Source organism: Dactylosporangium sp. CS-047395, from assembly GCF_050942185.1.
Lineage (GTDB): Bacteria > Actinomycetota > Actinomycetes > Mycobacteriales > Micromonosporaceae > Dactylosporangium.
Window position 1 is genome coordinate 6,451,696 of sequence record NZ_CP192015.1, and the last position, 13,873, is coordinate 6,465,568.

The following is a 13,873-nucleotide window of genomic DNA, read 5'->3' on the forward strand; positions in this document are numbered from 1 at the left end:
CGTCGCCGCCGGGCGGGTGCCGCCGCAGCACCCGTTGGCCGGAAGCACCCGGGGTGCCAGACTGCGCGGGTGACCCTCGACGGCCGGCCGAGCCCGCTGCTGGCGGTCAAGTACGCCGTGCCGCCGGTACGCGATGCGGTCCTGCCCCGCGCCCGTCTCGAACGGGCCCTCGACGCGGCGGCCAAGCTGACCGTGGTCGCGGCCCCGGCCGGCTGGGGCAAGACGAGCCTGCTGGCCCGCTGGGCGGCTTCCCGGTCGGTGGCGCAGCCGGTCGCGTGGGTGTCGCTGGACGAGAGCGACGACGAGCCGGTCCGGTTCTGGAGCTACGTGCTGACCGCGCTGGGCCGGGCCGGCGGCGAGGTGTCCCCGGCCGTCGCCGACGCGCTCGCCTCCGCCGATGGTCCGGCCGCACGGGCGCTGCCGCTGCTGCTCAACGAGCTCGCCGCCGCGTCGGCCCGGCAGGTGCTGGTGCTCGACGACTACCACGTGCTCACCCACCCGGGCATCCACGAGAGCGTCGAGTACCTGGTCGCGTACCTGCCGCCGGCCCTGCGGATCGTGATCGCGACCCGCGCCGACCCGCCGCTGCCCCTGGCCCGGATGCGGGTGCGCGGCGAGCTGACCGAGGTCCGCGCGGCCGACCTGCGCTTCTCCGCCGACGAGGCGAAGGGGCTACTCACGGCGGTCGCGGCCGCCGAGCCCGGACCGGCGGACCTGGCCGTGATCGTCGAGCGCACCGAGGGCTGGGCGGCCGGTCTCCAGCTGGCCGGGCTGTCCCTGCGCGGCCACGCCGCCCCCGCCGCCGACCGGCACCTGTTCGACTATTTCACCGCCGAGGTCCTGCCCGCCCTCGACCCGCGCCAGCGCGACCTGCTGGTGCGGGCGGCGCCGCTGGAGCGGTTGTCCGGATCGCTGTGCGACGCCGCTCTCGACATGCAAGACGCCGCTCTTGTACTGGCTGAGCTCGAACGATCCGACCTGTTCGTGACCGCGCTCGACCGCGAGTGGTTCCGCTGCCACCGCCTGCTGCGCGAGGCCCTCGGCTGGTCCCCGGGCGCGCCCGCCGGCGAACCGGCCCGCGAGGTGCTGCGCCGGGCCGCCGGCTGGTTCGAGGAGCACGGCCGCATCGACGACGCGGTCCGCTGCCGGCAGGACGCGGGCGACCACACCGCCGCGGCCGGGCTGCTCGCCGCCAACCACCAGTGGTTCCTGGCCCGCGGGTGGGCGGCCACGCTGCTCGCCCTCGGCGAACGGCTCCCGGAGGCCGCGGTGCCGCCCGCGCTCGCCCTCGCACTGGCCTACACCGCCGACGCGAGCGGCCACCGGGACCGGATCGTGCACTGGATCGACGTGTGCGCCCGGCAGATCGACGAGCACACCGTGGTGCCGCGCTGGGCCAGTGCGCGCGCCGCGGAGTACAGCCTCCGGGGGCTCTTCGGCACCGACCCGGCCCGGCCGGAACAGGCCGTCGACGTGGTCGAGCGGGCCCTGGCCCTGGAGACGGCCGCCGGCCACCCGGACCACCCGGTGATCCGGGTCGCGCTCGGCGAGGCCTACGGGCTGGCGGGCCGGTTCGAGGAGGCGGTGCCGCTCCTGGCCGGCTTCTGGCGCACCCGCGGCCAGGGCCCCTGGGCGACCGGCATGGACCTGCAGGCCGCCGGGCAGCTCGCCCTGTTCCTGCTGGCCCTGGACGCCCACGACGAGCTGGACCGGCACCTGGCCGAGGCGGTCCCGGCGGCCGACCGCACCGAGAGCGACTGGGGCGACGGCGCGGCCGGGTACGTCGTGACGATCCGGCTCGTCGAGGGCCGCCGCGCCTACCAGCGCGGCGACCTGGACCGGGCCCGCGAGCGGCTGGCCCACGGCCTGCGCCTGGCCGAGTTCGCCGGCCGGGTGCTCGACGTGGTCCTGGCCCACCTGTTCGCCGCCGACACCGAACTCGGGGCCGGCGACCGCGCCGCCGCCCGCACCGCCCTGATCCGGGCCCGCGAGGTGGTCGACAACGAGCCGGTACCGCCGTTCGTGCGATCCTGGCTGGAGCGGGCCGAGACCCGCGCCGGCCGCAGCGCCGCCCGCACCGCGTCCCTGGCCGAGGAGCTGACCGACCGCGAGCTGTCGATCCTGCGGATGCTGCCCGGCACCGCCACCCAGCGCGAGATCGGCGCCGCCCTGTTCCTGTCGATCAACACGGTCAAGGCCTACAACAAGAGCCTGTACCGCAAGCTCGGGGTGGCCGGCCGCGCCGACGCCGTCCGGGTAGCGCGGGAGCTCGGGCTGATCTGAGCCGGTACCCCGGGTGCACCCGACCCCCGGGTGTAGTGCCGCCGCCCGTCCCGCGCCCATCGTGGCCGGATGGCCCAGCTCGAACTCGACCTCGGCGGCCCGCCCTCCCGCGCGGTCCTCGACCTGATCCGCGCCCGCTTCGGCGACGTCACGGTCCGCTCCGGCACCACGATCGTCGCCCCCGCCCTGGACCCGTCCGCCCGCCGCGCCCTGCTCACCCTCCTGTGGGACACCGGCCACGACGTGCTCGGCTTTTATGACACCGGGTGCCGTCAAGCTATGCTGGGCGGGATGTCGCGCTGGAAACCGGATGCCGGCGGCCGCCTCATGCAGGCCGCCATCGAACTCTTCGACGAGCAGGGCTTCGACGCCACCACCGTGGCCGAGATCGCCGAGCGCGCCGGGCTGACCAAGCGCACCTTCTTCCGCCACTTCACCGACAAGCGCGAGGCCCTGTTCAAGGGCTCCGAGCAACTCGAACACCTGTGGCTGGAGGGCATCGCGGCCGCCCCCGCCGACGCCACCCCGCTCGCCGCCGTCACGGCCGGCTTCGAGCCGGTGGCGGAGATGTTCATGGAGCGCCACCGCTTCGCCCGGATGCGCGCCGGCGTCATCGCGGCCAACCCGGAACTCCAGGAGCGCGAGCTGATCAAGCTGCAGCGCCTCGCGGGTGCCATCAAGGCCGCGCTGATCCGCCGCGGGGTCCCGGAGAACGCCGCGATCCTGGCCGCGCAGGCCGGGCTGACCGTCTTCCACGTGACGTTCGCGCGCTGGGTCCAGCAGGACGACCCGCGGGCGATCCGCCCACTGTTCGACGCGTCACTGGAAGACCTGCGAGCCATCACGGCGGCGTGACGCTCCCGCCTCGGCCCGCCGGGACGCGAGCCGCGGCCGGGCGGGGCTAGGCGGCGAGTTTGGCGGCGATCCGGACGACGCGTTCGGCCAGGTGGTCGAGGGCGGCCAGTTGCGGGTCGCCGAGTGGGGCGTCGTTGGAGCCGCCGGTGACGTGGGAGACGCCGTACGGGTTGCCGTCGGCGAACTTCAGCGGGTCCGTGTAGCCCGGGGCGGCCACGATGCCGCCGAAGTGGTGGATGGTGTTGTACAGGGCCAGCAGCGTCGACTCCTGGCCGCCGTGGGCGGTCATCGACGCGGTGAAGCCGGCGTAGACCTTGTCCGCCAGCAGGCCCTGGGACCACTGCGGGCCGAGGGTGTCGATGAACTGCTTGAGCTGGCTGGAGATGTTGCCGTACCGCGTCGGCGAGCCGAACAGCACCGCGTCGGCCCACACGACGTCGTCGGCGGTGGCCCGCGGTTCGTCCTTGGTCCGGTCGAAGTGCTGGCTCCAGGCCGCGTTCGAGGCGATCGCCTCCTGCGGTGCGAGCTCGGTGACCTGGCGCAGCCGCACCTCGGCGCCGGCCTTCTCGCCGGCCTCGGCCAGGCGGCGGGCCATCCCGTGCAGGGTTCCGGTCGCGGAGTAGTAGATGACGGCAAGCTTCGGCATTGCGTATTTCCCTCCGGTTTGGCCCGATTGGCCCGGCCCATTACCCGCCCGCTCGCCCGCGAAACGGTAGCCCGGGCGGGTGACGGCCGAATGGCCACAGCGGCCGCGACGGTCCGCCGATTTGTTTGCCGTGGGACAACAGTATGGTCGGTCGGGTGAGTGACCGGCTCATCCTGGTCCTCGCCGAGCGCGACTACCTGTACGGCACGGGGGCCCTGACCCTGCGGGTGCAGCACGTCAACCGGGAGGACCCGATCCCATACGACGACGAACCGTGGTACTTCGTGCACGGGACACAGCTCGGCCGCGAAGGTCGCGAACTGGGCGCCCTGGTGGTGGTTGTCCGCGGGAAGCGGCTGGCCAGTGCGGGGCTGCAGTTGTGAACCCGGCAGAATCGGGAGCGTGATCACTGAGCAAGGACCGGGGGTCGACACCGTGCTGGCCGAGGCGCGCCGGGGTGTGCGCCGCTACACGCCGCACGAGACCCTGGCCGCCCGGCAGCGCGGCGCCATCGTCGTCGACACCCGCACGGAGACGCAGCGGGCCGAGACCGGGGAGCTGCCCGGCGCGATCGTCATCGACCGGACCGTTCTCGAATGGCGGCTCGACCCGGCCAGCGACGTGCGGATCGCCGAAGCCGTCTCGTACGACGTCGAAATCATCGTGGTGTGCCGGCAGGGCTTCAGCTCCAGCCTCGCCGCCGAGAGCCTGCGCCGCGTCGGGCTGCACCGGGCCACCGACCTGGAGGGCGGGATCGAGGCCTGGCTACGCGCCGGGCTCCCGCTGCACCGCGAACCGGCCGATGTGCGCCGCTGAAGGCGTGACCGATACGAGCGTGAAGCTGTCCGACCGGCGGCGGCGCGCAGCGGGCCGGGCGGGCCACGATCGACGCATGTTCATCGCGATTCTCGATTTTCAGACCAGCCCCGCCGACCGACCGGCGGCCCTCGCCCAGCTCGAAGCCGAGCGGGACGAGGTCCGCGCCATGCCCGGCAACGTCGCCTTCCGGGTGTACGCCTCGCGTGAGGACGACACCACCGTCACCGTCGTGCACGAGTGGCGGGACAAGGCGTCGTTCGTGCCGTACCTGGACAGCGACTGCTTCGCCCGCTCCGGCCGGGTGCTGCGGCCGCTCATGACCGCGGCGCCGGTCAGCCGGCGCTTCTCCGCCGAGTTGCTGGAGACCGTGGCCTGATGACCGCCCAGGCGTACAGCTTCGTGCGCACGTTCGCGCCCGAGCCCGAACGGGAGCTGTGCGTCGACCGGCACTACCTGCTCTGCGCCTCCGCCGGGGCCCTCCGGCTGGAGGCGCAGGGCCAGGCCTGGCTGCTGCCACCCGCGCGGGCGGCGCTCATCGAGGCCGGCCGGGCGATCCGGGTCAGCATCCCGCAGCCGGTCACCACCGCCTCGGTGCTGTTCGACACCGCGTTCTGCCCGCCGCCCGCCGCCCCACTGGCCGTGTTCGACCTGACCCCCCTCGCCCGAGCCCTGGTCGCCGAGTGCGCCGATTGCGCCGACAGCGGGACACCCTATGGCGCGGCCCTGTTCACCGCGCTGGCCGCGGTCGCCTGGCGGCTCGCCGAGACCCCCAGCCCGGTCGTGGTGCCGGCGGGGCGGTCGGCGGAGCTGCGCCGGGCCCTTCGCCTGACCGAGGAGCGGCTCGGCGGGCAGGTCCGCTTCGAGGACGTCGCCGACGCGATCGGGCTGGCCCCGCGCTCCCTCGCGCGGCGCTTCGAGGACGAGACCGGGCTGACCTGGCGGGCGGTCCTGCGCCGGATGCGCATCATGCGCGCCGTCGAGGAGCTCGCGGCCGGCGACGCCCCGGTCACGAAGATCGCGTTCGCGGTCGGCTACACCTCGCTGTCCGCGTTCAATGCGGCGTTCCGGGAGTTGACCGGTCGGTCGCCGACGCAGTACCGGGAGAGCTTCCTCTGACGGCGCGCCGGATCGCCTCGTAGCCGGTGCACCGGCACAGGTTGGAGGTGAGCAGTTCGCGCAGCCGCTCGGGGTCGTCGACGATCGACGGGTCGGCCTCGAGCGCGCCGGCGGCGAGCATGAGGAAGCCGGGGGTGCAGAACCCGCACTGCAGCGCGTGCTCCCGCGAGAACGCCTCCTGCAGCGGATGGTCGAGCCCCTCGATCGTGCGCACCTGGGCACCTTCGCACTGCACGGCGAACATCAGGCACGACCGGACCGCATCGCCGTCGACCAGGACCGTGCACGCCCCGCACACGCCGTGCTCGCAGCCGACGTGCGTGCCGGTCAGCCCGCAGTCCTCGCGCAGCGCGTCGGCGAGTGTGCGCCGCGCGGGCACGTCCACCTCGTGCGTACGACCATTGACGTGCAACGCGAGCCGCACGGTCAGCCTCCGTCCCGGGCCTGGTGCAGGGCGCGCCGCACGAGCACACCCACGGCGTGGCGCCGATAGGCGACATCGGTGTGCGGGTCGGCGTCGATGCCGGCCGCGGCCGCAGCGGCCTCGGCGATGACGGCGTCGTCGAGCGGGCGGTCGACCAGGACCTGCTCGGCCGTCGCGGCGCGCACGGGGCGGTCGGCCGCGTTGACGAGCCCGAGGTGCGCCGCGCGCACCCGGCCGTCGGTGACGGTCACCGCGACCACCGCCGCCAGCCCGGCGAAGCTCGCGTGGGTGCGCCGATGCTCCACGAAGCCGACCAGTGTTCCGGGCGGCAATTTCGGCAGGTGTACCGCGAGCAGCAGTTCCTCCGCCCGCCGCACGGTCGCGAACGGCCCGGTGAAGAAGTCGGCGGCCTCGACCGTGCGGATCCCGGAGGCGGAGCGCAGGTCGAGCCGGGCCCCGAGCGCGACGGCGACCGCCGGCCACTCGGCCGCCGGGTGCGCGTACGCGCAACTGCCGGCCATCGTCCCCCGCGCGCGGATCGGCGGGTGCGCGATGTGGTGCACGACCCGCCGCAGCAGATCACCCAGCGGCCCCGGCACCGCACCGGACTCGAACACCCGATGGCGCACCAGCGGCCCGACTTGCACCGCGTCGCCGTCCAGATCGAGCGAGGCGAACGCCGGCACCCGGTTGATGTCCACCAGCCGCTGCGGGCGGACGTGGCGGTAGTTCATCTCCAGCACGAGGCTCTGCCCGCCGGCGAGCACCCGCGCCTTCCCGTCGGCCAGCGCGGCCACCACGTCGTCGGCGGTGCGCGCCACGACGTATTCGAACGGCGCCGGTTTCATCGCGCGGCGCTCCAGCCCGCGGACGGCGTCAGCGGCATCGGCAACGCCGTCGGATCGACCAGGTCGAGCGCGTCGGCCACCGCGTTGAGGATCGCCGGCGGCGCCCCGATGCACCCCGCCTCGCCGGCGCCCTTCGCGCCCAGCGGCGTGTTCGGGTTCGGCGTGCACGTCTCGGCCAGCCGCAGCGGCGGCAGTTCGGCCACCGTCGGGAGGAGGTAGTCGAGGAGGCTCAGCGTCTCCGGCACGCCGTCCGCGCCGTGGCGGACCCCCTCGTACAGCGCCTGCCCGATCCCCTGCACGATCGACCCGTACCCCTGCCCGTCCACGATGAGCGGGTTGACCACCACGCCGTAGTCGTCGACCGCCACCAGCCGCAGGATCGACACGTCTCCGAGCTCCGGGTCGACCTCGACGACGGCCGCGTACGCGCCGAACGGGAACGCCTCCGGCGGGCCGAACGTGTCCTCGGCGCGCAGCGGCGCCAGGTCGGCGAGGGTCAGCGAGTGCCCGCCCGCGATGAGCGAACCGGCGCGGTACTCCACCTCGGCGACGGGCACGGACAGCAGCTCCGCGGATCGCTGCCGCGCCGCCGACACGAGCTTCGTCGCGGCCCGCAGCAGCGCCGCCCCGCCGATCTGCATCGAGCGGCTGGCGTAGGAGCCGACACCCCGCGGTACCGCCGCGGTGTCCTTCTCGACGAGCCGGACCAGCCCGGGGTCGACGTCCAGCACGTCGGCGACCACCTGCGGGAACGACGTCTCGTGGCCCTGCCCGGTGCTGCAGCAGCCGGACACGGCGATGAACGTCCCGTCCGGGCACGCCTCGACCGCGCCGAACTCCTCGCCGGTGCCGGAGCGTTCGACGTAGGTGCACAGCCCGATCCCGATCGGCTTCAGGCCCGCGGCGCGGCGGAGGGACTGCTCGCCGCGCCAGTGCTCGACGTCGACCTCGCGCAGCGCGACCTCGAGGGCGGCCGCGTAGTCGCCGCTGTCGTAGGTGAACCCCGTCTGCGTGCGGTACGGGAAGGCGTCGGGGGCGATGAAGTTGCGCCGACGCACCTCCGCCGGGTCGAGGCCCAGCCGCCGGGCGAGCATCTCCACCGTCCGCTCGATCGCCGCGGCCGCCTCGGGACGGCCGGCCCCGCGGTACGGTGCGGTCGGCGCGCTGTTCGTCACGACCGCGCGGGTGCGCACGTGGACACTCGGGATCGCGTAGGCGCCGGTCGCCATCATCGACGTGGCCATCGGCATGAACGAGCCGGTGTGCGGATAGCCGCCGATGTCCGCGTCGATCTCCAGGTCGTAGGCGAGGATGCGGCCGGAGGCGTCGGCGGCCAGCCGCACCCGCTGGTTCTGCCCGCGCCCGTGCGGCGGACCGGCGAGCGCCTCGGCGCGGTCCTCGAGCCAGCGCACCGGCCGGTCGAGCCGGCGGGCGGCGGCGACCACCGCGAGGTACTCCGGCCAGGTCTCGCTCTTGCCGCCGAACGCCCCGCCGACGTCGGGGACGATCACCCGGATCCGCTGCTCGTCGAGCCCGAACGCCCCGGCCAGGTCGGTACGCAGCCGGTGCGGGGCCTGGTGCGACACCCAGATGGTGAGCCCGCCGCCGGAGTCGGGCCGCACGAGGATCGCCTTCGGCTCGATCGAGGTGTGCACGAGCCGCTGCTGGCGGTACCGGGCGTCGATCAGCATCGCCGCGCCGTGCCACACCTCCGCGGCGGCGGCCTGCCCGAACTCGCGCTCGGCGGCGACGTTGCTCAGCCCCGGGAACAGCCGCACGTCGCTGGCGGCCGCCTCGGTCGGGTCGAGCAGCGCCGGCAGCGGGTCGATGCGCACCCGGACCGCGTCGCGCCCGTCCTCGGCCACGTACCGGTCGTCGGCGACGACGATCGCGACCGGCTCGCCGTAGTACCGCACCCGATCCGAGGCCAGCGCCGGCCACGGGCGGCCTTCGATCGAGCGCTGGTCGCCCATCGGCGGCGTCGCCGGCAGGTACGGCAGGTCCGCGTGCGACCAGGCCGCGTGCACCCCTGGCACCGCCCAGGCCGGCGACGTGTCCACCGCGCGCAGCTCGCCGTGCGCGTGCGGGCTGCGCACGAACGCGCAGTCGAGGCAGCCGGCGACGCGCACATCGGCCACGTACTGCCCGGCCCCGCGCACCAGCCGCGCGTCCTCGCGCCGGGGCAGCCGCGCACCGATCATGCGCCCCCGCCTACCCGCGCGCCGGACCGGCAAACGCCGTGCGCACCCGCAGCACCTCGGCGACCGACCACGCCTGGAACGGACACCCGGTGGCCCCGTGCGGCGCGTCGCCGTCGGCCGTCTCCGACACCGACCCCAGCCCCCACTCCGCCAGGTGCAGCTCCAACCCGTCCAGCAGCCCACCGGTGTCCAGGCCGGCGGAGGCGCAGGCGTCGGCGTACGGCCCGATCAGCCACGGCCACACGGTCCCCTGGTGGTAGGCGTGATCCCGCTCGTACGGCCCGCCCCGGTGCACGCCCCGATAGGCACCGTCGGACGGCGCGAGGGACCGCATCCCGAGCGACGTCACCAGTTCCCGGCACGCCAGCACCGGCGCCGGGTCCCCCGCGAGGGGCCCGTACGGCAGCGACACCGCGAGGAGCTGGTTCGGCCGGACCGCGGCATCGTCCCCGCCCGGCCCGTCCACGACGTCGTAGAGACCGGCGCCTCCCGGCCGCACGAACCGCCGCCGGAACGCGTCCCCGGCCCGCGACGCGGCGGAGCCCCAGTCGTGCCGCCGCCGCAGCCGGTCGAACAGCGCCCCGGTCCCGGCCAGGCCCGAGATCCACAGGGCGTTGATCTCGACCGCCTTGCCCTGCCGCTCGGTCACCGGCCGCCCGTCCACCCGCGCGTCCATCCAGGTCAGCGCGAACCCGGGCTTGCCCTGCGTGAGCAGCCCGTCGGCGGGGTCGGCGGCGATCCCGTACCGGGTGCCGTCCCGGTGCCGGGTCAGGATCTCGTCCATCGCCCCGGCGAGCGACGACACGGTGTCGAGGTCCCCGGTGACGGCCGCATAGCGCGAGATCGCGTGCAGGAACCACAGCGCCGCGTCGGCCGTGTTGTATTCGAGCGTCCCGGTGTCGGCGGTGTTGGCCAGCATCCCCTCGGAGACGGTGGCGCCCGCCCGCAACAGCACCTCCCGGGCCTCGTCGTGCCGGTTGGTGGCCAGGAACAGCCCCTCGAACGACGTCATGAGATCGCGTGACCATTCACCGAACCACGGGTACCCGGCCACCGCCGACGGCCCGGTCGGGGTGGACACCACGAACTGGTCGGCCGCGATCGCCAGGTGCCGCCCCACCGCATCGCTCGCCCGGGCCTGCCGGGCCAGCTTCCGGGCCCGTTTGCGGGCGGCGACGACGAGCCCGGCCGCGGTGGGCAGCGGGCCGTCGAACGGGGCCGCGGCGGCGACGACCTCGGCGGTACCCCCGGAAGCCACCTCGGCCACGAAGCACCCGGCGGCGAAGAGATCCTCGACGGGGTTCAGGCCGCGGGCCGCCTCCTCGCGGGCGTAGACCCCGCGATACCAGGCGCCGCCGGGCTGCCACGCCGGGCCCGACACCCGGTACGCGTCCTCGAACACGAACCCGCCGGCGACCGGGGTCACCGCCGGGTCGCCGGCCGCCGTGCGCTCGCCGTGCGCGTCGCGCCAGGTGCACAACGGCGTGAGTTCGAGCGTGATCGGGGCCGGCGTCCGCAGTACCGTGAAAACGGCCCCAACGACGGAACGGCCGTGGCCCATGGCGATCTCGCGCTGCACCACCACGTCGCCGAGGTCCCACTGCCACCGGGGCACCCCCTCGTCGAGGGTGAACGAGGCCAGGTGCACGTGCCCGGCCGGGTCGACGGTGCCGCCCGCCCACTCGTCCGTGGCCAGCCGCACCGTCCGTGTGCCGATGCGCACCACGGGGTCCAGCGCGGCGAGACCCATGTGCCGGGCGGCGCCGCCCGGCTCGGCCACCGCGAGCAGGCCGTGGTAGCGGCGGGTGCGCAGGCCGGAGACCGTACCCGAGGCGTAACCCCCGAGGCCGTCGGTCACCAGCCACTCGCGCGCACTGGCCGCGGCGAGGTCGCCGCAGAGCTGCCGGCCGAACGTGATCATCGCCGGGCCTCCCGGAGCGTGCGGTCCGACGGGCGCGCGACGAGCTCGGCGAGCAGGCCGGTCCAGCCGGTCTGGTGCGTCGCGCCGAGGCCCGCGCCGTTGTCGGCGTGGAAGTACTCGAAGAACATCAGGTTGTCCCGCCAGTGCGGGTCGTGCTGGAGCTTGTCGACCCAGCCGTAGGCGGGACGGCGGCCGTCCTCGCCGCGCCGGTACAGCGAGAGCATCCGCTGCCGCAGGTCCTCCGCGATCTCCCGGGCACAGCGCAGCTGCCCGGAGCCGGTCGGATATTCGATCTTGACGCCCTCGCCGAGGTTGGCGTCGTAGTCCTCGAGCGTGCGCAGGACGAGGTAGTTCAGCGGCATCCACAGCGGCCCGCGCCAGTTGGAGTTCCCGCCGAACATCCCGGTCGTCGACTCGGCCGGCTCGTAGCCGACGGACGCGGTGTATCCGGGCAGCTCGACGCTGAACGGGTGCTCGGCGTGCCAGCGGGACAGGGCGCGCAGGCCGTACGGCGACAGGAAGCTGTCCTCGTCGAACAGGTGCGGCAGGATGCGCCGGACGCGCCCCGCCCCGGCGACCCCGACGCCGACGAACCGGCCGCCGGTCCCGTCGTGCACGATGTGCTCCTCGGGGATGTCGGCCAGGTGCTTGGACAGCCGCCGGACCGCCTGGAAGTCCTCCTCCCGCAGCGCCTTGGTGGCGAACAGCGGGATGATGCCGACCATGGAGCGCACCCGCAGCGGGGTCGCCTCGCCGTCGGGGCCGCGCAGCTTGTCGTAGTAGAAGCTGTCCTCCTCGTCCCACAGCTCCTGGCCGCCCATCGCCTCGGTGATGAGCGCGAAGTGCTCCAGGAACTTGACCACCAGGTCGTTGAGGGCCGGCTCGTGCGCGGCGAGCTCGCGCGCCATCTCCAGCAGGTTCAGGCAGTAGAACGCCATCCAGGCGGTGGCGTCGGACTGCTCCAGGGAGTACCCCGGCGGCAGGTGCGAGCGGTCGATCGGCCCGATGTTGTCCAGGCCCAGGAACCCGCCCTCGAACAGGTTGTTGCCCTCGGCGTCCTCGCGGTTCACCCACCAGGTGAAGTTCAGCACCAGCTTGGAGAAGATCCGGTGCAGGAACTCGCGGTCGCGGCGCCCGTCGATCTCGTACACCTGCAGCGCCGCCCACGCCTGCACCGGCGGGTTCAGGTCCTCGAAGGCCCACTCGTAGGCCGGAATCGCGCCGTTCGGGTGCTGGAACCACTCGCGGCAGAGCAGCAGCAGCTGGTACTTCGCGAAGGCCGGATCGAGATGCGCCAGCGCGACGGCGTGGAAGGCAGAGTCCCAGGCGGCGAACCACGGGTACTCCCACGGGTCCGGCATCGACATCACGTCGCTGGCGTCCAGGTGCCGCCACCCCGCGTTGCGCCCCTGCCGCCGGCCCGGTGGCGGTGGCGGCTGCGCGGGGTCGCCGGCCAGCCAGCGGGCCACGTCGTAGTGGTAGTACTGCTTGCCCCAGATCATCCCGGCGAAGCCCTGCCGCATGATCATGGCGTCCTCGGCGCTGGTGCCCTCCGGGGTCAGCGCGGCGTAGAACCGGTCCGCCTCGGCCTCGCGCTGCCGGAGCGTCTGCTGGAACGCCTTGCCGAAGCCGCGCTCCTCGGGCGCCAGCCGCAGCCGCAGCTCGACGATCTCGCCCGGTGCGACGGAGAGCCGATACCAGAAGGCCGCCTTGGTACCTTCCGTGGCCGGATTGACGGTCGGGGCACCATGCACGACGTGGTCGTTGATCCCGTCCTTCGGATAGGTGACCGTCGAGGGGACCCCGAACAGGCGTTCCGCGTTCGTGTCGTTGTCACAGTACAATTGCGGCGGTTGCCCCTCGGCCTGGAGCACCATCTCGCCCGTGCTGATCGCGTCGCCCCGCTTGCTGAGCCGTGGCCGTTGCGCGCCGGGCTCCCAGGACCAGGTGTTGCGGAACCACAGCGTCGGCAGCACGTGCAGCGGCGCCGTCTCCGGCCCGACGTTCGTGATCCGCACCACGATGCACACGTCGTCGGGGTCGGCCTTGGCGTACTCCGCCTCGATCACGAAGTACCGGTCGTCGTCGAAGACCCCGGTGTCGAGCAGCTCGTACTCCGGCTCCTCCCGCCCCCGCCGCCGGTTCTCGGCCACGAGGTCGTCGTACGGGAACGCCGCCTGCGGATAGTGGTAGCGCCACTTGAGCCGGCTGTGGCTGGGGGTGGCGTCGAGGTACCACCAGTACTCCTTGGCGTCCTCCCCGTGGTTGCCCTCGTTGCCGGTCAGCCCGAAGATGCGCTCCTTGAGGATCGGGTCCCGCTCGTTCCAGAACGCGAGCGCGAAACACAGCCGCTGCTCGGCGTCGCACAGCCCGGCCAGCCCGTCCTCGCTCCACCGGTACGCCCGCGAGCGCGCATGATCGTGCGGGAACGCCTCCCACGCGGCGCCCCCGTCGCTGTAGTCCTCGCGCACGGTGCCCCACGCGCGCTCGCTCAGGTAGGGTCCCCACCGGTACCACGGGCTGGCCTGCGCGAGCCCGTCCTCCGGCTTGCCGACGGCGTCGATCCGCTCCCGCTCGGGATTGCTCATGCTTCCAAGCGACCATGCGCGGGGTTGGAACGCCCCCACCCACCCGGAAGGAACCCCCGCCGCCGCGTGCAGGTTGCAGAAAGTCAATGCCCCCCGGCACTTCAGTCACGCTCTGTAGAGAATTCACCGACTTATTTGTTTCGATACCGGAACCGCGGCACAAGTAGGTCTG

Annotated in this window: 12 protein-coding genes; 6 read left to right on the plus strand and 6 right to left on the minus strand. The window is 73.9% G+C overall.

Annotated features, from left to right (window positions below):
- The first annotated feature begins 69 nt into the window (after positions 1–69).
- Positions 70–2,283: a LuxR C-terminal-related transcriptional regulator gene (locus tag ACQP00_RS30360; protein ID WP_433201337.1), complete on the plus strand. Its 2,214-nt coding sequence runs from the start codon at positions 70–72 to the stop codon at positions 2,281–2,283.
- A gap of 69 nt (positions 2,284–2,352) precedes the next feature.
- Complete coding sequence (locus ACQP00_RS30365; protein WP_433201340.1) at positions 2,353–3,138, plus strand: TetR/AcrR family transcriptional regulator; 786 nt, start codon at positions 2,353–2,355, stop codon at positions 3,136–3,138.
- 46 nt (positions 3,139–3,184) lie between these two features.
- On the opposite strand, the gene wrbA is transcribed toward ACQP00_RS30365, so the two are convergent.
- Positions 3,185–3,784: an NAD(P)H:quinone oxidoreductase gene (gene wrbA, locus ACQP00_RS30370; RefSeq protein ID WP_433201343.1), complete on the minus strand. Its 600-nt coding sequence runs from the start codon at positions 3,782–3,784 to the stop codon at positions 3,185–3,187.
- A 155-nt stretch (positions 3,785–3,939) separates the two neighbouring features.
- Between wrbA and ACQP00_RS30375 the strand changes: the two genes are divergently transcribed.
- The 4 genes from ACQP00_RS30375 to ACQP00_RS30390 all read left to right on the plus strand — a co-directional run bounded on the left by ACQP00_RS30375 (position 3,940) and on the right by ACQP00_RS30390 (position 5,719).
- On the plus strand, positions 3,940–4,167 hold the full coding sequence (locus ACQP00_RS30375) for a hypothetical protein (protein WP_433201346.1): 228 nt from the start codon (positions 3,940–3,942) through the stop codon (positions 4,165–4,167).
- A gap of 19 nt (positions 4,168–4,186) precedes the next feature.
- Positions 4,187–4,600, plus strand: a complete 414-nt coding sequence (locus tag ACQP00_RS30380; protein WP_433201349.1) for a rhodanese-like domain-containing protein — start codon at positions 4,187–4,189, stop codon at positions 4,598–4,600.
- 76 nt (positions 4,601–4,676) lie between these two features.
- Complete coding sequence (locus tag ACQP00_RS30385) at positions 4,677–4,979, plus strand: putative quinol monooxygenase (RefSeq protein ID WP_433201352.1); 303 nt, start codon at positions 4,677–4,679, stop codon at positions 4,977–4,979.
- Positions 4,979–5,719 carry an AraC family transcriptional regulator gene (locus tag ACQP00_RS30390; RefSeq protein ID WP_433201355.1) on the plus strand — a complete coding sequence of 247 codons (741 nt, stop codon included), beginning with the start codon at positions 4,979–4,981 and terminating at the stop codon, positions 5,717–5,719. Before ACQP00_RS30385 ends, ACQP00_RS30390 begins: the two co-directional genes overlap by 1 nt.
- Here the strand turns inward: ACQP00_RS30390 and ACQP00_RS30395 are convergent.
- From ACQP00_RS30395 to ACQP00_RS30415, 5 genes are read right to left on the minus strand one after another with little or no spacing between them, the layout of a single operon-like run.
- The gene (locus ACQP00_RS30395) at positions 5,655–6,149 is read right to left on the minus strand and encodes a (2Fe-2S)-binding protein (RefSeq protein WP_433224044.1); all 495 of its coding nucleotides are present in this window, start codon (positions 6,147–6,149) and stop codon (positions 5,655–5,657) included. The two genes, ACQP00_RS30390 and ACQP00_RS30395, sit on opposite strands and share 65 nt — an antisense overlap.
- A complete protein-coding gene (locus ACQP00_RS30400; RefSeq protein WP_433201358.1) occupies positions 6,146–6,991 on the minus strand; it encodes an FAD binding domain-containing protein in 846 nt (281 codons plus the stop codon). Before ACQP00_RS30400 ends, ACQP00_RS30395 begins: the two co-directional genes overlap by 4 nt.
- Entirely contained in the window at positions 6,988–9,192 is a 2,205-nt protein-coding gene (locus ACQP00_RS30405; RefSeq protein WP_433201361.1) for a xanthine dehydrogenase family protein molybdopterin-binding subunit, read from the minus strand. The genes ACQP00_RS30400 and ACQP00_RS30405 overlap by 4 nt, the downstream gene beginning before the upstream one ends.
- Positions 9,193–9,202: 10 nt before the next feature.
- Positions 9,203–11,113, minus strand: coding sequence for an amylo-alpha-1,6-glucosidase (locus ACQP00_RS30410; protein WP_433201364.1), 1,911 nt, complete (start codon positions 11,111–11,113; stop codon positions 9,203–9,205).
- Positions 11,110–13,701, minus strand: coding sequence for an MGH1-like glycoside hydrolase domain-containing protein (locus tag ACQP00_RS30415; protein ID WP_433201367.1), 2,592 nt, complete (start codon positions 13,699–13,701; stop codon positions 11,110–11,112). Before ACQP00_RS30415 ends, ACQP00_RS30410 begins: the two co-directional genes overlap by 4 nt.
- Between the last annotated feature and the right edge of the window lie 172 nt (positions 13,702–13,873).

Coding starts and splice junctions, on each gene's coding strand:
- ACQP00_RS30365 (WP_433201340.1), top strand. CDS start 2,353: ATGGCCCAGCTCGAACTCGACCTCGGCGGCCCGCCCTCCCGCGCGGTC.
- wrbA (WP_433201343.1), bottom strand. CDS start 3,784: ATGCCGAAGCTTGCCGTCATCTACTACTCCGCGACCGGAACCCTGCAC.
- ACQP00_RS30385 (WP_433201352.1), top strand. CDS start 4,677: ATGTTCATCGCGATTCTCGATTTTCAGACCAGCCCCGCCGACCGACCG.
- ACQP00_RS30390 (WP_433201355.1), top strand. CDS start 4,979: ATGACCGCCCAGGCGTACAGCTTCGTGCGCACGTTCGCGCCCGAGCCC.
- ACQP00_RS30400 (WP_433201358.1), bottom strand. CDS start 6,991: ATGAAACCGGCGCCGTTCGAATACGTCGTGGCGCGCACCGCCGACGAC.
- ACQP00_RS30405 (WP_433201361.1), bottom strand. CDS start 9,192: ATGATCGGTGCGCGGCTGCCCCGGCGCGAGGACGCGCGGCTGGTGCGC.
- ACQP00_RS30410 (WP_433201364.1), bottom strand. CDS start 11,113: ATGATCACGTTCGGCCGGCAGCTCTGCGGCGACCTCGCCGCGGCCAGT.
- ACQP00_RS30415 (WP_433201367.1), bottom strand. CDS start 13,701: ATGAGCAATCCCGAGCGGGAGCGGATCGACGCCGTCGGCAAGCCGGAG.